This window comes from Proteus sp. NMG38-2, assembly GCF_020640995.1.
In the GTDB taxonomy this organism is placed as follows: domain Bacteria; phylum Pseudomonadota; class Gammaproteobacteria; order Enterobacterales; family Enterobacteriaceae; genus Proteus.
In genome coordinates this window covers 4,069,280-4,088,793 of the sequence record NZ_CP085481.1, presented here as the reverse complement: position 1 = coordinate 4,088,793, position 19,514 = coordinate 4,069,280, and the positions used below count along the sequence as shown (strand labels likewise).

Here is a 19,514-nt window from a genome sequence, read left to right as displayed (position 1 = left end):
ACGATGAAACATGAAAAAGATTTGGTTGGCGTTAGCAAGTATGGTGTTAGCATTCAGCGTGTCTGCTGCAGATATTTCTGAAGGCAAACAATATACTAATCTTTCCAAAACTGTCAATGCAGCGCCGGATGTTGTTGAGTTTTTCTCTTTTTATTGCCCACATTGTTACCAGTTTTCTGAAGTCTATAAAGTCAATAGCACTGTTGAAAAGAACGCACCAGAAAATACCAATATTGTTCGTTATCATGTTGATTTTTTAGGGCCTTTAGGTAAAGATTTGACCCGTTCTTGGGCTGTAGCAATGGCATTAGGTGTTGAAGATCAAGTTTCTCCTGCTTTATTTAAAGGTATTCAAGAAACTCAATCTATTCGTTCTGTTGATGATATCCGCAATACTTTTATTAATGCAGGCGTTAAAGGTGAAGACTACGATGCGGCAATGAATAGCTTCGTCGTCAATTCCTTAGTGAGCCAACAACAAAATGCTGTCGCTGATTTCCAAATTAATGGTGTGCCAGCCATGATCGTTGGTGGTAAATACAAGATGAAAAATGATGGCATTAGCGCTAAATCACCAGAAGAATATGCGAAAACATATTCTGATATTGTGAATCAGTTATTGTTAAAAAAATAATATAGGCTTAATTCTTTCTTATATGGATTAAGTAAAAATATATAGTTTTTATATGAAAAATAGCACTCAGTAAATAAGAGTGCTATTTTTTTTGCTTTCATAAAATTGTCATAATATAACTATCCACATTAATGAAAAATGTTTTTATTAATTTATAATATCTTAATGAATTCGCTAAGTGATTGATTTTTTAATTGTGTTAATAAAGTGAAAAGAAAGGTAACTTATTAATATAGAGAGAATTAAAAAACGACTCACAGAGTTATCCACAGGTTATTGTGAGGTTCGTTGGATAGTTGAAATCTTAATGGGAAAAAAGTGACACTAATATGAACGTTAATATTAATGATGAATCAATGACACTATCCTAAATCGTTTTTAAACAAAGTTGTAAATGTGATTTTTAGCCTTTATTTTTAATTAAGAATAGATTAACAGAAAAGGCTTTTGCTTAAAGTTTGTTTTAATTAATATTAAGTTATCATTATCACTTATTCTTTTCGGTTAAGTTCTGCTAACAATAAATAATTGACTCTTTACGCCGAATTTCCACATTAAAGAACAGGTAATATTCGTCTATTGGGCTGTGATGTGGCATTCTAGTCATATCAACGAACCTCAGAACAATGATGAACAGATTATGGTCCAGATAGCAGAAAACCCCTTTATCCTTGTAGATGGCTCCTCATATCTTTATCGTGCCTATCATGCTTTTCCACCGCTAACTAATAGCCAAGGTGAACCAACTGGTGCAATGTATGGTGTGTTGAACATGTTACGTAGTCTGATAATACAGTATAAGCCAAGCCATGTTGCGGTTGTGTTTGACGCTAAAGGTAAAACATTCCGTGATGAATTGTATGAGGAATATAAATCTAACCGTCCTCCAATGCCGGATGATTTACGTGAGCAAATAGCACCTTTACATGAAATGGTACAGGCAATGGGTTTACCCTTGCTATCTATTTCAGGTGTGGAAGCAGACGATGTCATTGGAACACTGGCACTAAAAGCAGCTGCTGGCGGACGTGATGTCCTAATAAGTACAGGTGATAAAGATATGGCGCAGTTAGTGACGCCAAAGATCACGCTTATTAACACTATGACTAACGTTATTTTAGGCCCTGATGAAGTCAAAGAAAAATATGGCGTTCCTCCTGAACTGATTATTGATTTCCTCGCATTAATGGGAGATTCATCAGATAACATTCCAGGTGTTCCTGGTGTCGGTGAGAAAACAGCATTAGGGCTTTTACAAGGAATTGGGAGTTTAGACGATATTTATCAACAGCTTGATAATATTGCAACGTTAAGTTTCCGTGGTGCTAAAACACTTGGCGCTAAAATGGCAGAGCATGAGAAAGTGGCAAAACTTTCTTATAAACTGGCAACGATTAAAACGGATGTTGAACTCGATAAAACGTTTGATGATTTAGTGGTTAATGAGCCAAATTTAGATCAATTATTAGAGATGTTCACGCGTTATGAATTTAAACGCTGGATAAGTGATCTTCAAAATGGTGGCTGGTTAGCACAGCGTAGCACTCATAAAGTTGCGGTGCCTTATACCTCTGAAGTCGCAAAACCCAAAGAAGCATCTATATCGGCTAATTTCCCTGTGATCACACAAGAAAATTATGAGGCGATATTAACGCATGAAAGCTTAGCACACTGGGTTGAGCTTCTTAAAAAAGCCCCCGCATTTGCATTCGATACAGAAACTGACAGCTTAAATAATATTGATGCACGTTTAATTGGCATGTCGTTTGCGATTGAGCCAGGCAAAGCAGCTTATATTCCGTTACGTCATGAGTATTTAGATGCGCCAGACCAACTTCCTCTGGATGATGTTCTGACAGCATTAAAGCCTATTTTAGAAGATAAAAATATCTTAAAGATTGGGCAAAACTTGAAATTTGACCGTGGCATTATGGAAAATGAAGGTATCGAATTAAATGGTATCCATTTTGATACGATGTTGGAATCTTATGTATTAAATAGTGTCAGTAATCGACATGATATGGATACGTTGGCTGAAAAACATTTAAACCATAAAACTACCACATTTGAAGAAATTGCGGGTAAAGGTAAAGGGCAACTGACTTTCAATCAAATTGAAGTTGAACAAGCAACGCTATATGCAGCTGAAGATGCCGATATCACTTTATTACTTCATCAAGCTCTGTATCCTCAAATAGAAGCTATTGAACCACTTAAACATGTTTACCGCGATATTGAAATGCCATTAGTCCCTGTACTTTCTAGAATGGAACGCAAAGGAGTATTAATTGATGCTCAAGTTTTAGCAGTTCAATCTCAAGAAATTACACAACGTTTAGCTGAAATTGAAAAAGAGACGTTTGCGTTAGCTGGGCAAGAATTTAATCTCTCTTCACCTAAACAGTTACAAGAAATCTTATTTGATAAACTGCAATTACCTGTTATCAAGAAAACCCCGAAAGGGGCGCCATCGACTAATGAAGAAGTATTAGAAGAGTTAGCGCATAGTCATGAATTACCACGTTTAATTTTAGAACATCGCGGACTTGCGAAACTAAAATCTACCTATACTGATAAATTACCATTAATGGTGAATAGTAAGACAAAGCGTGTACATACTTCTTATCATCAAGCAGTGACCGCAACAGGTCGTTTATCATCACGGGATCCTAATCTTCAAAATATTCCAGTGAGAAATGAAGAAGGACGCCGTATTCGCCAAGCCTTTATTGCGCGTGAAGGATTTAAAATTGTTGCAGCCGACTATTCACAGATTGAATTGCGGATTATGGCACATTTATCGCAAGACAAAGGTTTGTTAGATGCTTTTGCTCAAGGTAAAGATATTCACCGTGCAACCGCATCTGAAGTGTTTGGCATACCTTTAGAGGAAGTAACCTCTGAACAGCGCCGTAGTGCGAAAGCGATCAACTTTGGTCTTATTTATGGCATGAGCGCATTTGGCTTATCTCAACAAATTGGTGTTGAGAGAAGAGAAGCTCAACGCTATATGGATCTCTATTTTGAGCGTTATCCAGGCGTATTGGATTATATGGAGCGCACACGTAAACAAGCTTCTGAGCAAGGCTATGTTGAAACGTTAGATGGTCGTCGCCTCTATTTACCAGAAATTAATTCGAAGAATGCAATTCGTCGTAAAGCTTCAGAACGTGAGGCTATTAATGCACCAATGCAAGGTACTGCTGCTGATATCATCAAAAAAGCGATGATTGCAGTAGATCATTGGATTTGTAATGAATGCTCTGATGATGTGCATATGATCATGCAAGTACACGATGAATTAGTGTTTGAAGTGCGAGAGTCTTATTTAGAGAAAGCAAACACCATGATCCACAAATTGATGGAAGGTAGTATGGAATTAGCTATCCCATTAAAAGTCGAAGTGGGTGTGGGTAATAACTGGGATGAAGCACATTAATTTTTAAATATTATTCTTTAATAGAAAGGGCACAGGATTGTGCCCTTTCTTGTTTAAGCTTTAGTGTCAGAAGTTAGCTCTGACTCTTCAAATTCAATAAAATCTTCGTGCAAACCTTGGATCAGCCTGTCTGTTGTTGTGCCTTTGTCATCAAGTTCCATCAAAGACCAACCTACGTTGTCATTAACATCATAAAGATAGCCTTCATCAAGCATATCAATTACCTTGCCAATAATTGATTTACCATAGGAATGGAGTAATTCCTTAAGTTCTTGTTTATCAAGTTGGGGGGCTAGTTTTTGATATACATCGTTGGCTTTATCAGAGTAAATATCCATTTCATTGATATTTCCCTCAACATCACGATAGATATCGGTGAGTCCTTTTAACACAAGGAAGCGTGCAAACTGTGGAATATTTTCTTGTAATTCACTATTTGCCCATGATTTGGGATTTGTTGCACCAGCTGCTTTGAGTTGTTCACATAAATCCATAAATTGACTATTTTCCATTTTTACCTCAATTGATGTGCTAATAAGCTTTATATTTATTGTATAAGTGATGGTGAGAAAACAGCGATAATTTATCTGTATTAGGTAGAAAAAAGAAAAGCTCGGTTAATTACCGAGCTTTTTTATGTCAAAACTTATCAAAATGTGAAAAAGAGATAAGTGAATAATTAAGCAACTTGTGAATCGATCAGTTTGCTTAATTTCTTCTGTTTTTTCTCAATACGTTGACGTTTTAACGGAGACAAATGGTCAATAAAGAGTTTGCCATCAAGATGGTCTAACTCATGTTGAATACAGCCTGCAAATAAATCAGAGGCTTCAAGTTCAATTTCATCACCATTTCTATCTAATGCTTTCACCTTTAAGAAGCGGTAACGCTCTGTTGGGGCAAAAGAATCTGGAATAGATAGACACCCATCCATCATATCCATCACTTCATCTTCAGTGCTGATAATTTCAGGATTGATTAGGGCAATCGGTTGATCTCGGTTTTCAGAAACATCAATAACAACAATGCGTTTAGATACATTAACCTGAGGTGCCGCTAAGCCAATACCTCGTTCTGCGTACATGGTTTCAATCATGTCGTCGATTAATGTGCGTATTTCGTTATCTACTTTTTCCACTGGTGCTGCAACTCTGCGCAGACGCTCATCAGGAAAACGCAGCAGCGTTAATACAGCCATGGATACCTCATTTTATCGCTAATTACATATTTACTACGGTCTCGCGGTAAGCGTATCACAAAATCATTAAGGATAAACCGCACCTTTTGTGTGATTTGTTCTATTTTTAATCATATTCATGTAAGTGATTAAAGTCTCATAATTATGTAATTAAACTACATTTATTTATGATTTGAATACATAAACACATAGCTGAATCGTGTCTGCATGTGAAAAAAAATTACAAAAGGGCTTTTATTAACCAATAAAATAGAGTACATTATCTCTCGTAGGGTACAGAGGTAAGATGTTCTATCTTTCAGACCTTTTACTTCACGTAATCGGATTTAGCTGAATATTAGCTGCCCCAGTCGACTTTATTTCGACTGGGGCATTTTTTTGTCTAAAATTTGCTGAAGTGGTTTGTGCTAGAAGTGAAAGGGGAAAGGTGATTTTCCCCTAATCAATAAAAGATCAGTCAGTTTTGGGTGGGAAAAAGAAGAGATTAAACGTTATTGTCGTTTACAGGCGCTTCTTCTTTGCCTGAATACCATTCATTAAGTGTGTTACGTAGCTTATCAATACCAATTTTTTTCAATGATGAAAAATATTCGATACGAATATCACCAACTTTACTTGCTAGTGCATCACGTACACTCATCAATTGTTGTTTACGGGCACCAGATGCCAGCTTATCGGCTTTAGTCAGTAAGACGAGTGTAGGGAGTTCAGACTCAACTGCCCAGTCAATCATTTGCATATCGAGATCTTTTAATGGATGACGAATATCCATTAAAATAACTACGCCTTTTAAGCACTCTCTTTTTTGTAAGTACTCACCTAAAGAACGTTGCCATTTGCGCTTCATTTCTTCAGGAACTTGAGCATAACCGTAGCCAGGTAAATCGACTAAGCGTAAACCCTCTTCAATTTGAAAGAGGTTGATTAATTGAGTACGGCCTGGGGTTTTACTGGTTCTTGCTAACCCATTTTGTTGGGTTAAGGCATTTAAAGCACTGGATTTACCGGCATTAGAGCGACCCGCAAAGGCAATTTCAATCCCTGTATCTGGTGGTAAATGGCGGATATCAGGCGCACTGATGATGAAATGTGCTTTTTGGTAATTAAATTGGGCCATTATGGTATAAACCTCTCTGAAATAATGCGGCTTCTCATGCATACTCATTTCAATTCTGCATGAGAAAGAATATCTAAAATATCTATTTGCTCTATTTTGGCGCAATTTAATGACTTATAACAGAGCTTAAAAATTAAAATTTACTCTGTTATGACGTAATTAGACTTATTGAGCGTAAATAAAGGTAAATGATTGGCACTATTTACCTCAGCGAATTAGAATCGCTGCATATTAAGTAAGTTGTAGACTATTAAAGTAAAGGATCCCTGCATGTTAAAACGTTTTCTTGTCACCTTCGTTACCGCTTGCACTTTAACAACAGCGACTTTTGCAATGGCAACGGGAGAAACCTTCGTTAAATTAGTCACCTCTGAAGGCAATATTGAAATATCACTGGATAATAAAAAAGCCCCAATAACAACGAAAAATTTTATTCAGTATGTCGAAGATGGATACTATAACGGCACAACTTTTCATCGTGTTATCCCCGGTTTTATGGTTCAAGGCGGTGGTTTCACTGCTGATTTGCAACAAAAGCAGACCAGAGCGCCAATTAAAAATGAAGCAGATAATGGGTTACGTAATGTAAAAGGCTCTATTGCTATGGCACGTACGTCGGATAAAGACAGTGCAACCAGTCAATTCTTTATTAATGTGGCTGATAATGCCTTTTTAGATCACGGTCAACGTGATTTTGGTTATGCCGTATTTGGTAAAGTGGTAAAGGGTATGGATGTGGTTGATAAAATTTCACAAGCTCAAACCCGCAATATTGGTCCTTACCAAAATGTGCCGGTAAAAACGGTTACTATTTTATCTGCTGAAGTCGTAAAAGAATAAACGCATTATTGGGATAGGGTATTTACGTATTCTGATAAGATAAAATACATATAAACCGGAGTGAAAGTATTCATTCCGGGGTTTTTAGTACGAAAAAAATATTTTTTATCGTCTGTTTTTTCGTGTGATCTCCTGCAATAAGTATTCATTACACTATTAATCACTGTATTCATCATCAATTACCGTCATTATTGTTATTGCGCAATAAATCAGCAGATTTTCTTGCTTACTATTCATATTTTATACCTGTGCTATGATAATCGGCTTTGTTGTACCCAAGTCGGTTAAACAACGAGCTATTTTGGCAAATATACACTCGCTTTAAAATAGTAATAAAATAGATAATGATAAGAAAATCAGTCGGATAGGCTAATATGCTGTTACTTATTGATAATTACGACTCGTTTACCTACAACCTCTATCAGTATTTCTGTGAATTGGGTGCTGAGGTTGTTGTTAAGCGTAACGATGAGATTGGACTTAAAGAGATAGAAAAGATGATGCCAGCACATCTTGTTATCTCGCCAGGACCTTGTACTCCTGATGAAGCCGGGATCTCTCTTGAGGCTATACAGCGGTTTGCAGGTGAAATTCCTATTCTTGGCGTTTGTCTTGGACATCAAGCAATAGGGCAAGCTTTTGGTGCATCTGTTATTAGAGCACGAGAAGTTATGCATGGTAAAAATTCATTGATACATCATAACCAACAAGGCGTTTTTAAAGGACTTAATCGTCCTTTAAGTGTAACGCGCTATCACTCTTTAGTGATAGATGCTACGACGTTACCTGTGCCTTTTGAAGTAACGGCATGGAGCCAACATGATGGAAATGTTGATGAAATTATGGGAATTCGCCATCGTACACTTCCAATTGAAGGGGTTCAATTTCACCCAGAAAGTATTTTAAGTGAACAAGGGCATGAGTTATTAAATAATTTTCTTAAATATTAATAAGATAGTATTTAAATAGCGAAATAACGCCTTTTTATACAAAACCACATTTGATTTTTTATTCATATTTAGTGATTATATTTTCACATTGAAGATGAATAACGATCAGGTGGGGTAATGACAAAGCAAAGCATCAACCGGGCAACTTACGATCAAGTAATGTTGCCAATTTATTCACCCGCAGAATTTATTCCTGTTAAAGGGGTGGGAAGTCGAGTTTGGGATCAGCAAGGAAAATCTTATATTGATTTTGCTGGTGGTATTGCTGTATTGGCATTAGGACATGCTCATCCTGCACTGAATCAAGCATTGAAAGAACAAAGTGAGCAACTCTGGCATGTGAGTAATATTTTTACAAATGAGCCTGCACTGCGTTTAGCACAAAAATTAATTGATAATACATTTGCAGAGCGTGTCTTTTTTGCTAATTCAGGCGCTGAAGCGAATGAAGCTGCATTTAAATTAGCTCGCCATTATGCGATCACTCGTCATAGTCCTTATAAAACCAAAATTATTGCTTTTCACCATGCCTTCCATGGTCGAACTCTGTTCACTGTATCTGTAGGAGGACAGCCTAAATATGCAGATGGGTTTGGCCCAAAACCTGCCGATATCGTACACGTTCCTTTTAATGATTTAGATGCCGTGAAAGCGGTTATTGATGATCATACATGTGCCGTTGTACTAGAACCAGTACAAGGTGAAGGCGGTGTAACAGCTGCTACTCCTGAATTTATGAGGGGGCTACGTGAGTTGTGCGATAAACATCAAGCATTACTTGTTCTTGATGAGGTACAAACGGGTATGGGGCGTACAGGTAAGCTTTTTGCTTATATGAATTACGATGTAACTCCCGATATTATTACTACGGCAAAGGCGCTAGGAAGTGGTTTTCCACTCAGTGCGATGTTAACGACACAAGAGATAGCGTCGGTAATGGGAGTAGGAACTCATGGTACAACTTATGGTGGTAATCCATTAGCGTGTGCAGTGGGTAATGTTGCATTTGATTTAATCAATACACCAGAGGTACTTGAGGGTGTAGAAAAGCGCTATCAGTGGATTGTAGACGAGCTCACGGCAATAAACCAAACCTACAACGTCTTTTCGCAAATCCGTGGGCAAGGATTATTGATTGGTGCACAACTTGCATCACAATATGAAGGCAAAGCGAAAATACTATTAGGGTTAGCTGCAAAACATGGGTTAATGATGTTAAATGCAGGGGCTGATGTTATGCGTTTTACGCCATCATTAATTATTACCCAAGAAGAATTACAAGAAGGAATGGCGGCATTAAAAGCAGCTATTGCGGAGTTTGTAAAAGAGTAGTCCTTATTATAAACCCCATCACAAGAATGGGGTTTATACAGATTTTTTATCAATAGCCCTTTGTATCGGGCTATTGTTTGTTCGGGCAGGGAAACTTAGCGAGTCCCGTAAACGACGATTGTTTTACCGTGTGCAGAGATCAGGTTTTGATCTTCTAGCATTTTAAGAATACGGCCTACAGTTTCGCGTGAACAACCAACAATTTGACCGATTTCCTGACGTGTAATTTTAATTTGCATGCCATCAGGATGCGTCATAGCATCGGGTTGTTTTGCTAAGTTTAGTAAGGTTTGTGCAATACGACCTGTTACATCAAGGAAAGCAAGGTTACCTACTTTTTCTGATGTGGTTTGTAATCTGTTCGCCATTTGAGCTGACAGGCGCATCAGAATATCAGGGTTGACCTGAATTAATTGGCGGAATTTTTTATAGGAAATTTCTGCTACTTCACAGGCTGTTTTTGCTCTAACCCATGCACTACGTTCTTGATCTTCTTCAAATAATCCAAGTTCACCGATGAAATCCCCCTGATTCAGGTAGGAGAGGATCATTTCTTTCCCTTCTTCATCTTTAATAAGAACAGCCACGGAACCTTTAACAATATAATAAAGTGTTTCCGCTTTCTCACCTTGGTGGATCAGCGTGCTCTTGGATGGATATTTGTGAATATGGCAGTGTGACAAAAACCATTCAAGAGTCGGGTCTGTTTGCGGCTTGCCGAGAACCATTCGCGTTATCCTCTGTACGTTAAATGCAGCCATTCAAAACGGATAGACTCCCTTTTGAGACAGCGTGCTTAAAAATCCTATCTTGACCTATTAACTTCCTGAGAACACGGTAAGTTAATATGGAGTAGATTATAATAAATGAGAAAATAATGCATTGATCTTAACCACTATCATCAAGCAGATATTGTTTTTAACACAATTAGTGCATTAAGTCTCGTTTTACGCAGTCAGCATAATAAACCTATTTGCTAATTGCTAGTTGAATTATGAGAATGTACTCTTTTAGTTTCTGTCATGTTTAGGGGGAAAATAAATGGAAGCACGAGTTAAGTGGGTTGAAGATTTATCTTTTGTTGGTGAGTCTTCATCAGGTCATCAAATAATGATGGATGGGAACTCTGGCGATAAAGCACCAAGCCCAATGGAAATGGTCTTAATTGCTGCGGGTGGATGCAGTGCGATTGATGTCGTTAGTATTTTACGCAAAGGGCGACATCAAGTCACTGATTGTGAAGTGAAATTAACATCAGAGCGTCGTGAAGAAGCTCCACGTTTATTTACTGATATCAATTTACATTTTATTGTTTCAGGTAAAGAACTCACAGATAAAATTGTTGAACGAGCAGTTCAATTATCTGCAGAAAAATATTGTTCCGTCTCTTTAATGTTAGGAAAAGCAGCTAATATTACACATTCATTCGAAATAAAAGACGCTGAATAAATTTGATATTTTAAAATAAAGTTTAATTTAGAAATAATATCCCTTAATAAAGGGGATATTATTTTTATAAAAATAGATTTTATTTTTGTTAACTGATCTTTTCGCCATTTAATAATTTTTTGACTAATGGCGCCATAATTAACTCCATCGCTAATCCTAATTTTCCACCAGGCACCACAATTGTATTTATTGTTGACATAAATGAGCCATGCAACATTGCCAGTAAATAAGGAAAATCAATATCCGTTAAGCCTCTAAAGCGAATAACAATAAAACTTTCATCAAGAGTTGGGATAGCTTTAGCTGAGAATGGGTTTGATGTATCGACAGTAGGGACTCGTTGAAAGTTGATGTGAGTACGCGAAAATTGCGGAATGATATAGTTAATATAATCATCCATAGAACGCACCACTGAATCTCTTACGGCTTCTTGTGAGTGGCCCCGTTCGGTTGTGTCTCGGATAAGTTTTTGTATCCACTCAAGGTTAACGATAGGAACTACACCCACTAGTAAATCAACATGCTGTGCGACATCGTGTTCATCAGTGACAACACCTCCGTGTAATCCTTCATAAAAGAGTACATCGGTATTATTGGGTAATGATTCCCATGGTGTAAAAGTCCCTGGTAATTGGTTGTAGGGCGTTGCTTCATCATAAGAGTGCAAATATTTACGTGATTGGCCTTGTCCTGTTTCACTATAATGGCTGAATGTGGAACTCAGTAGGCTAAAATCATTTGCTTCAGGGCCAAAATAGCTAATATGTCGCCCTTGTTCTTTGGCTTTTCTTATCGCCATGTCCATTTCAGGGCGAGTATAACGATGAAAACTATCCCCATCAATTAAAGCAGAATGTGCATTAAGTTGCTGGAATATCTTACGAAAAGCTTGGCTCGTGGTAGTCGTTCCTGCTCCACTTGAGCCAGTAACCGCGATGATAGGATGTTTGACTGACATAGGTTATCCTTTTGCAAAATAAGGTTAGCCCTTATTGGTGGCGATATTTCGCTCTGGAGTGATTAATCAGAGCGAAATTGCGATGCAGGCATAATATTGACGCTTTCATGAAGTTCTGACCAAACTAATACGGCTTCACCGGATTTAAGTTGTTTTTTTACGTCGGCGACTTTTTGTTCAAGCGTTTTCTCTTGGATACCATAATCGGTGCCTTCTCGTAAAACGAAACTTTCAATAAGATTGTCTAGAGTCTCTGAGGAAAGTTCGTTCCAAGGTATTATCATTTGGTTTTCTCCAAATAAGCGGATAACCAGTCAGGTATCCGATTTTCAAGCCACATCACGGGTTTAGAAAGCTTGCCACTGACAAAACCTACATGCCCGCCAAATTCAGTAAGTTGATACTCAATATTATTGGGTAGTGTTGTGATATCAGGAATAACATCCGCAGACATAAAAGGATCATCTTTAGCGTGAATGATCAGTGTCGTTTTCTTTATTTTATTTAATAAAGGCAAAGCACTACATTGACGATAGTAATCTAGGGCATCTTTGAATCCATGAATTTTAGAGGTAATTAGATCGTCAAATTGGCGTAGCTTTTTGATGGACTTTATCGTCAACAAACTAATTGGCAATGATTCAGGATAGCGGATCAACTTGCGTGTCGCGTTATTTTTTAGTCCTTTTAATAGATACCATTGATAAAAACGGGAAAAGCCATGCTCAATTTTAGCTGAACAAGGCTCTAACATTAATGGTGCTGATACAATAACAGCGGCATCTACAACGGCATTTTCACCACTTTCAGCAAGGTAATAAGCGAGCATGTTACCTCCAAGAGAGTAGCCGACGGCAGCTGTTGGCTGTTCACCAAATTCCTTTTTTAGCCAATTTAAAAAGTAGCGAGCATCTTCGGTTTCACCTGAGTGATAGATGCGTTTTTGTCTATTGGGCTCACCACTGCATCCTCTAAAATGCATTACAACACTTAACCAGCCTCTCTCTTTTGCTGCTGATAACATGCCATGAACATAAGGACTGCTAAAGCTTCCTTCTAAACCATGAAAGATCACTAATCTTGGCTTATCGAGCGCCATTTTGGGATCTTCACTCCATGCCAAATCGACAAAATCATTATCAGGAAGGTTTAGTCGTTGCCAGTAAGGCGTTAATAGTGGTGTTCTACGCACTATTCTTGGTAAAAGCGTTTGTAAATGTGGATTTTTAGCCCAACGCATTGGATTAAAGTATTGAGACATATTTTCCGTCTATCAAAATGAATTAACACTTGTTTGCTAAATAACATACTGCTATTTTCGGTGAAAATAAAACATCTGTCACATCTTTGAGCACTCGCCATGACAATTAGCCTTATTTTTTCTTTAACTATTTTCCTGTTTATTGCCGCTATCACACCAGGACCCAACAACTTATTACTTACTTCATCAGGTGCTAATGTCGGTTTTAAAGGCTCATTAAAGCTTATGGCGGGTATTATGCTGGGAATGCAATGTGTTTTACTTAGCTCGGCATTTGGTGTGGCTGCATTACTGATTATTTATCCTGCATTGCATATAGGATTAAAGATAATCGGAAGTGCATACTTACTTTGGCTTGCTTGGAAAACAGCGACATCATCTTATCAGCGTTTAGATATCCCAGCAAAAACGCCACAAGCAGTAAGTTGGTTTCAAGGTGGATTATTACAATTTCTCAATCCTAAAGCGTGGATGATGGGATTAGGGGCAGTTGGAAGTTTTAGTTTATCTGGTGATGCCTATTTTAGTTCAATTATTGCGATGAGCATTGTGATGGTGATAGTGAATTTTGTCGCAGGGATTGTTTGGATTTTAGGGGGAACCTTAATCAGCTTATTTTTACAAAGCAGAAGATCCTGGTTTATTTTTAATATTTCAATGGGATTATTAACAGCGCTCTGTGTTCCTTTGATTTGGATTGAATAAATAACTATAAATCAATAAGTAACTTAATTATTTTGATTTAAATAATGCTTTTTTAAGTTTGGTTGATATGATTGTTCTAAATTTTCATCCAAAAAAGAGTATTAATCTAGTGAAAGAGAGATCTATGATCGCCTGTTATCATAGGTATTTATGTTAAAGTGCTCTTTTATATAAGGTGAGAATAAGAATTCCTCATTTCATATAAACGTGATTATTTAACGTTTTCATTTATCTGAATTTATACTTTAAAATGAAAAATAATTCTCGCGGCTAGGAATTATTTATTCCTGTTTACTGTTTGTAATTAAAGAGAATTTTATTGTACATATGTTTTTAGTGTGTTCTTTAATTGTTATAACTTAATTAGAGCGTTTAAAAACGCAATATTATTGAATATATATAGATTGAATTTATATTCTCTTATTGACCAAAAAGAATAAATTATTATTAAAGATTGGAAAAAAATAAATTAATTATTATAGAATATCGTGGTTAATGAACAAATGCAGATAGAAAAGATAATTATAAAACTATTATAAGAGTAAGTATTTTAATAATAACATTATTTTTTATAATTTATTGTTTATGTTCTTTTTTTATTGATTTTAATCTGAAAACCTAAATAATTTTAGGTATCAAACTCTTTATCAAGAATGATCCCAAATATAACGATATAGTACTCGAAGTGGATATTGTCATTATGCCAACATTAACAAAAATTGCTTGGATCAAGCCAGGTATGGCTACAAATCAGCGTAAAATAGCAGATTATATTTTAGATAACCCTGAAAAAACGGTGACACTTTCATCACAGCAATTAGCTGTAATTACGGGCGTCAGTCAGTCTGCGATTGTTAAGTTTAGTCAAAAAATAGGATTCAAAGGTTTTCCATCTTTGAAACTTGCAATAAGTGAAGAGCTAGGCCGAAAAAATGCAGGTACAGGGCAAAACGCTAGTATATTACATAATCAAATAGGTTCTGATGATAGTTTAGTTGTTATTGCACAAAAACTGGCGCAAGAAAAAAATAATTCTATAAGTGATACAACTCGCCAAATTAATTATTTTCATTTTGAAAAGGTGATCCAGCTTATTGATGAAGCTCAACGCGTTCAAATTATAGGTATTGGCGGTTCTGGGTTGGTGGCTAGAGATTTAAGTTATAAATTACAAAAAATCGGTATCACTACACTTATTGAAACGGATCATCATGTCCAAATATCTGTTGCCCAAATGTTAAGTCCAAAAGACTTACAAATAGTTATTTCTTATAGTGGAAAAAGAAAAGACATGTTAGTGGCAGCCTCTGTTGCTAAAAAACAGGGGGCAAAAATTATTGCTATTACAGGAGAAAAACACTCTCCATTAGGAAAGATCTCTGATTATATATTAGAAACAATTGCGGATGAGGGGGAGTGGAGGAGTGCTTCAATCTCATCTCGTACTGCACAAAATACAATAACAGATCTTATTTTCATGGCGTTATTAAAGAAACGTGATGAATGTGCGAAGACATTAGTGTTAAGTTCTCAGGCATTAATTAACAGTCTAGATAATTAAAAATTTTGAACTGATTCAAAAAATTAATATTTAAAGGTAGGTATTTACACTTATTACTAAAGTTATTCTCCCAACGGCCGAAACGATAGTTATTTAGGCAGTGTTTTTTTGTTGAGATGTTTTAATTTCAATATCGAGGAGAGTAACTAATGCGTAACAATCAACCGGTGACACAGCGAGAATACCCGGTATCTGAAAACGCAACACTGATGTCGACGACAGATCTTGATGGCAATATTATTTATGCCAACGAGGACTTCGTCGAGGCCAGTGGGTTTTCAGTAGAGGAACTAGTGGGAAAACCCCATAACATTGTCAGGCATCCCGATATCCCTTCAGACGTTTTTAAGGATATGTGGAAAACCTTAAAACAAGGCGAAGTTTGGACAGGGATTGTTAAAAATAGACGTAAAAATGGCGATCACTATTGGGTAAGGGCCAATATCACGCCTATTATTCGTCAAGGCAAAATTCAAAGTTTTATGTCGGTCAGAACCTGTGCACAAAAAGAGGAAATAGCACAAGCCTCAACACTTTATGATGCATTTAATCAAGGTAAATATCCTTCTCACACCTTTTTAAAAGGTGCTTTTGTTTATAAAGGATGGCAACGTTGGCGCTCATGGAATCAAACTATTTCGTTAAAAAAACGCCTTCGCCTTTTTATTCTATTCCCTCTACCGTTTATGTTGTTAAGTGCATGGTTTTCTGGCTTATCCGGCTATGCTCTTTTGATGCATGTTGTCGTTTTACTATTATTACTCATGGCAAATGAACGTATTTTGTATTTTCAAATTGTTAAACCCATCATTCAATTAAATAAACATGCTAATCGAGTTGCAACAGGAGATGAACATAACGTTGCTTACCTTAATCGTATTGATGAAATTGGGATGACTCAGCGTTCAGTTAATCAGTTAGGCCGAATGTTCCGTTGGTTAGTGAATGATGTAAGTCATCAAATTCATCAAGTCGATATTTCTTGTGATCAACTAGCTGCGGGTAATCGTGATTTATATGTAAGAACGGAACAGACAGCCAGTAATGTTGAAGCAACAGCATCTACGATGAATGAGCTGACTACGGCGGTAAGTAGTAATAGTGAAACTGCGGGGCAGGCAAATAACCTTTCTAATATCACCTGTGATGCAGCGATAAAGGGAGGCAATGCAATGGATAATATTGCCAATACTATGAATGATATTGCGAAAAGTTCAGAGCGGATCAGCAATATCATTGGTGTAATTGATAGTATTGCTTTTCAAACCAATATCCTTGCATTGAATGCATCAGTAGAAGCTGCTAGAGCTGGTGAGCAAGGGCGTGGTTTTTCTGTGGTGGCGACTGAAGTGAGAGAATTGGCACAACGCAGTGCGGAAGCGGCAAAAGAGATCAAAAAATTGATTAGTGCTTCAAGTAGTAATATCAAAGTCGGTTCAAAACAAGTCAATGAGACGGTCAGTACGATGGAGGATATTGTCGTACATGTCAAAAATGTGACCGATTTAATTGGTGAAATTAGCCTTGCCTCATCAGAACAAAGTGCGGGATTAAAGGAGCTAGGTCGTGCAGTTGAAAAACTGGAATCAATTACGCATGAAAATGCTAATTATGTTTCTAAGGCTTCAATGATTTCAGGTGAAATGAAAGTACAAACTAATTACTTAGTCAGTGCAATTAATGTATTTCATTAAGTTGTAATTATTAGAAAATAAAAGAAAAAGACACCTACTAAAAATAGGTGTCTTTGCGTTTATCTAAGTTCTATTTTAATCATGATAAAACGATGATTTAAAAGCTTGTCCAATCATCGTCTTCATCATTTTTGACAGATGTTCCTTTCACGAAACTCTTCTCTTTTATGTCATCCTTGGTGGTGTTTTTTATTTTTTCTTCTTTGGGGGGCAGTGACTTTTCAGAAGAGAATGATTTTTCGATTATGTTATGTTGTGATTTTTTATTGTATTGCTCACTTTCAGCGGTTTTAAATTGCTCAACGATCTGTTCAAGATTGCCTGCTTCTTCGGTTAGTAAACTGGCAACAGAGGAGGATTGTTCAACCATAGCAGCATTTTGTTGGGTGGCTTTATCCATTTCAGTAACCGCAAGAGAGACTTGGGTTATACCGCGAGTTTGTTCTTCAGATGCCGATAAAATTTCTGTCATTGAGTCTTCAACATGTTTTACAGATGTCAGTATTTCACCCATAGAAATGCTAACTTGTTCAACAAGATCATTACCATGACGAACTCGACTTATTGAGGCATCAATTAATTCTTTAATTTCCTTCGCTGCTTCAGCACTACGCTGTGCCAATTCTCTCACTTCAGTTGCCACCACAGAAAAACCACGCCCTTGCTCACCGGCTCTAGCAGCCTCAACGGCCGCATTTAAGGAGAGAATATTGGTTTGAAAGGCAATACTGTTGATAACGGCGGTGATCTCGCCAATCTTTTGTGAGCTGTCGGCAATATCCGTCATGGTTTTCACCATTCGATTAGTGACATCGCCCCCTTTACTGGCAATATTTGATGTTTGATTGATGAGATGTGAAACTTCACGAGCGCTTTCTGTATTGTTTCTCACTGTTGCTGTGAGTTGTTCCATACTAGATGCAGTTTCTTCTAATGCGCTAGCTTGTTCTTCAGTACGGCAAGAAAGATCGGTATTTCCTGCCGATAATTCTTGAACACCTGTATAAATATGATGACTTGTTCCTCGAATAGCATTCACAATTAATGAGAGTTCAGTGCGCATATACTGAATACCCGTAATTAATTGGTCAATTTCATTATTTCCTTTTGCTGTGATGTCTTTATTTTCTAATAAATTTCCTTGTGAAATTTCTGACATATAATCCACGATTTGATTGATACGTAAAACAATATTTCGACGTATCCAAAGTACAACAAGAACCGTAAAAAGAATAAAAATAAACATAAAAACAAACGCTAAAATTAACGTACGTTCGTAATTACCTTGCGCAGCTTGTGTTGCATGAGTCACCACGTTATCACTGAGGTAATCTGTTGCTTCATAGAGGGATTGAGTAAAACGCTCATTGGTATTATGAGCATAAAGAGATTGAAAGCCGTAGTAATCTCGAATTTCTAAGCATGAGACAAGCTGATCAAGATCGTAAATAACACGATTAAAAAGCTTTTTCATACTTTCTATTTTTTCAGGATCAAAGTTGGCATTGGTTGCAGAAGTAAAATACGAGGTAATAATACGTGTAATTTCTTGTTTTCGTTGTGGGTAAGTGGAAAGAAAGTGGGTAATTTTATCTTCTGCAATGTCAGGAGTGAGATGAGCTTCAAACATAACATTAAGCATATCTTCACGTAATTTATTTAACTCCGCATAACCATAATCCATCGTTTTTATCTGTTCAAAGCCATTTGCTAATTGTGAGATCCGCTTATTTGTTAAACTCGCATCACGGATACTCATTGCACCAGAGAAAAGTTGAATAGTGCAAAACAGTATTAAAATAAACATTAAGCCATTAGATATTTTTATTCGTTTCAGCATAGCCTTACCTATTTAATTGATTTGTAGGACACACAGCAAGGAGCGATAACTATTTATCAATTAAACTTATTCGGCTTAATATTTAAAAACTTTATTGTTTCTACTCTATTTAATAGTAAAGACGACTTATATTTCTTTTTTTAGCTTTGTTTATCAGCTAATAGCTAAAATATTCTAATGATATATATAAAATACTGTAAGTATATTATCTTACTTATTTTTTATGTTAATTAGTAGAATAATAAGACTTTATAATGATTTTGCTGAATAAGAGAGCAATAATGAGCAATGTTTTTCTTTATTTATCGATTTGTCTTATGATAAGTGAAATAAACGTATTGATTTCGAAAATGCTCTTATTATTTCTTAAAAATCGCTCTTTTTTCGTATGAAAAATGATCGTTTTTTATGTTTATGTGTGGGGGGAATTGAAATACTCCCAGAAATTAACTGGGAGTATGGTAGGTAGAGGTTTTGTTATATGTAATTGACTACTTATTATACCGAGCGATTACTTTCTTTTGTATAAGAGGCCA

Annotated in this window: 17 protein-coding genes; 9 read left to right on the top strand and 8 right to left on the bottom strand. The window is 36.5% G+C overall.

Translation table 11 applies throughout. From position 1 onward, the window contains the following. The first annotated feature begins 10 nt into the window (after nucleotides 1-10). Complete coding sequence (gene dsbA, locus LG402_RS19170; protein WP_109408932.1) at nucleotides 11-634, top strand: thiol:disulfide interchange protein DsbA; 624 nt, start codon at nucleotides 11-13, stop codon at nucleotides 632-634. 640 nt (nucleotides 635-1,274) lie between these two features. Next, nucleotides 1,275-4,073, top strand: coding sequence for a DNA polymerase I (gene polA / locus LG402_RS19165; protein ID WP_227336136.1), 2,799 nt, complete (start codon nucleotides 1,275-1,277; stop codon nucleotides 4,071-4,073). A gap of 53 nt (nucleotides 4,074-4,126) precedes the next feature. On the opposite strand, the gene LG402_RS19160 is transcribed toward polA, so the two are convergent. The 3 genes from LG402_RS19160 to yihA form a co-directional block, all read right to left on the bottom strand. Further along, a complete protein-coding gene (locus tag LG402_RS19160; RefSeq protein ID WP_166539091.1) occupies nucleotides 4,127-4,585 on the bottom strand; it encodes a hypothetical protein in 459 nt (152 codons plus the stop codon). A gap of 167 nt (nucleotides 4,586-4,752) precedes the next feature. After that, nucleotides 4,753-5,271, bottom strand: a complete 519-nt coding sequence (gene def / locus LG402_RS19155; RefSeq protein ID WP_109408930.1) for a peptide deformylase — start codon at nucleotides 5,269-5,271, stop codon at nucleotides 4,753-4,755. Nucleotides 5,272-5,755: 484 nt separating this feature from the next. Continuing rightward, on the bottom strand, nucleotides 5,756-6,388 hold the full coding sequence (yihA, locus tag LG402_RS19150; RefSeq protein WP_109408929.1) for a ribosome biogenesis GTP-binding protein YihA/YsxC: 633 nt from the start codon (nucleotides 6,386-6,388) through the stop codon (nucleotides 5,756-5,758). Between the two features lie 270 nt (nucleotides 6,389-6,658). On the opposite strand from yihA, the gene ppiA reads away from it, so the two are divergent. The 3 genes from ppiA (at nucleotide 6,659) to argD (ending at nucleotide 9,510) form a co-directional block, all read left to right on the top strand. Continuing rightward, the gene (ppiA, locus tag LG402_RS19145; RefSeq protein ID WP_072068777.1) at nucleotides 6,659-7,228 is read left to right on the top strand and encodes a peptidylprolyl isomerase A; all 570 of its coding nucleotides are present in this window, start codon (nucleotides 6,659-6,661) and stop codon (nucleotides 7,226-7,228) included. Between the two features lie 374 nt (nucleotides 7,229-7,602). Next, complete coding sequence (locus tag LG402_RS19140) at nucleotides 7,603-8,178, top strand: aminodeoxychorismate synthase component II (RefSeq protein ID WP_036933913.1); 576 nt, start codon at nucleotides 7,603-7,605, stop codon at nucleotides 8,176-8,178. Nucleotides 8,179-8,295: 117 nt separating this feature from the next. Continuing rightward, the gene (gene argD / locus LG402_RS19135; protein WP_227336135.1) at nucleotides 8,296-9,510 is read left to right on the top strand and encodes a bifunctional acetylornithine/succinyldiaminopimelate transaminase; all 1,215 of its coding nucleotides are present in this window, start codon (nucleotides 8,296-8,298) and stop codon (nucleotides 9,508-9,510) included. A 95-nt stretch (nucleotides 9,511-9,605) separates the two neighbouring features. Here the strand turns inward: argD and crp are convergent, their stop codons facing one another. Continuing rightward, entirely contained in the window at nucleotides 9,606-10,238 is a 633-nt protein-coding gene (gene crp, locus LG402_RS19130; protein WP_004246872.1) for a cAMP-activated global transcriptional regulator CRP, read from the bottom strand. A gap of 313 nt (nucleotides 10,239-10,551) precedes the next feature. On the opposite strand from crp, the gene LG402_RS19125 reads away from it, so the two are divergent. After that, nucleotides 10,552-10,959, top strand: coding sequence for an OsmC family protein (locus LG402_RS19125; RefSeq protein ID WP_036933917.1), 408 nt, complete (start codon nucleotides 10,552-10,554; stop codon nucleotides 10,957-10,959). Between the two features lie 88 nt (nucleotides 10,960-11,047). On the opposite strand, the gene LG402_RS19120 is transcribed toward LG402_RS19125, so the two are convergent. The 3 genes from LG402_RS19120 to LG402_RS19110 all read right to left on the bottom strand — a co-directional run bounded on the left by LG402_RS19120 (nucleotide 11,048) and on the right by LG402_RS19110 (nucleotide 13,178). Continuing rightward, complete coding sequence (locus LG402_RS19120) at nucleotides 11,048-11,917, bottom strand: phosphoribulokinase (protein WP_072068774.1); 870 nt, start codon at nucleotides 11,915-11,917, stop codon at nucleotides 11,048-11,050. Nucleotides 11,918-11,979: 62 nt separating this feature from the next. Then, entirely contained in the window at nucleotides 11,980-12,201 is a 222-nt protein-coding gene (locus tag LG402_RS19115; RefSeq protein ID WP_109408926.1) for a YheU family protein, read from the bottom strand. Then, a complete protein-coding gene (locus tag LG402_RS19110; protein WP_072068773.1) occupies nucleotides 12,198-13,178 on the bottom strand; it encodes a hydrolase in 981 nt (326 codons plus the stop codon). Before LG402_RS19110 ends, LG402_RS19115 begins: the two co-directional genes overlap by 4 nt. Nucleotides 13,179-13,277: 99 nt before the next feature. Between LG402_RS19110 and LG402_RS19105 the strand changes: the two genes are divergently transcribed. From LG402_RS19105 to LG402_RS19095, 3 genes are all read left to right on the top strand, one after another. Beyond that, nucleotides 13,278-13,883 (top strand): LysE family translocator, encoded by a 606-nt coding sequence (locus LG402_RS19105; RefSeq protein ID WP_072068772.1) that lies wholly within the window; start codon nucleotides 13,278-13,280, stop codon nucleotides 13,881-13,883. Nucleotides 13,884-14,583: 700 nt separating this feature from the next. Further along, entirely contained in the window at nucleotides 14,584-15,444 is an 861-nt protein-coding gene (locus tag LG402_RS19100) for an SIS domain-containing protein (protein WP_109408924.1), read from the top strand. Between the two features lie 149 nt (nucleotides 15,445-15,593). Then, nucleotides 15,594-17,138, top strand: a complete 1,545-nt coding sequence (locus tag LG402_RS19095) for a methyl-accepting chemotaxis protein (RefSeq protein WP_166539088.1) — start codon at nucleotides 15,594-15,596, stop codon at nucleotides 17,136-17,138. A gap of 97 nt (nucleotides 17,139-17,235) precedes the next feature. Here LG402_RS19095 and LG402_RS19090 read toward each other — a convergent pair whose 3' ends face one another. Next, on the bottom strand, nucleotides 17,236-18,978 hold the full coding sequence (locus LG402_RS19090; protein WP_166539087.1) for a methyl-accepting chemotaxis protein: 1,743 nt from the start codon (nucleotides 18,976-18,978) through the stop codon (nucleotides 17,236-17,238). Nucleotides 18,979-19,514: the final 536 nt, after the last annotated feature.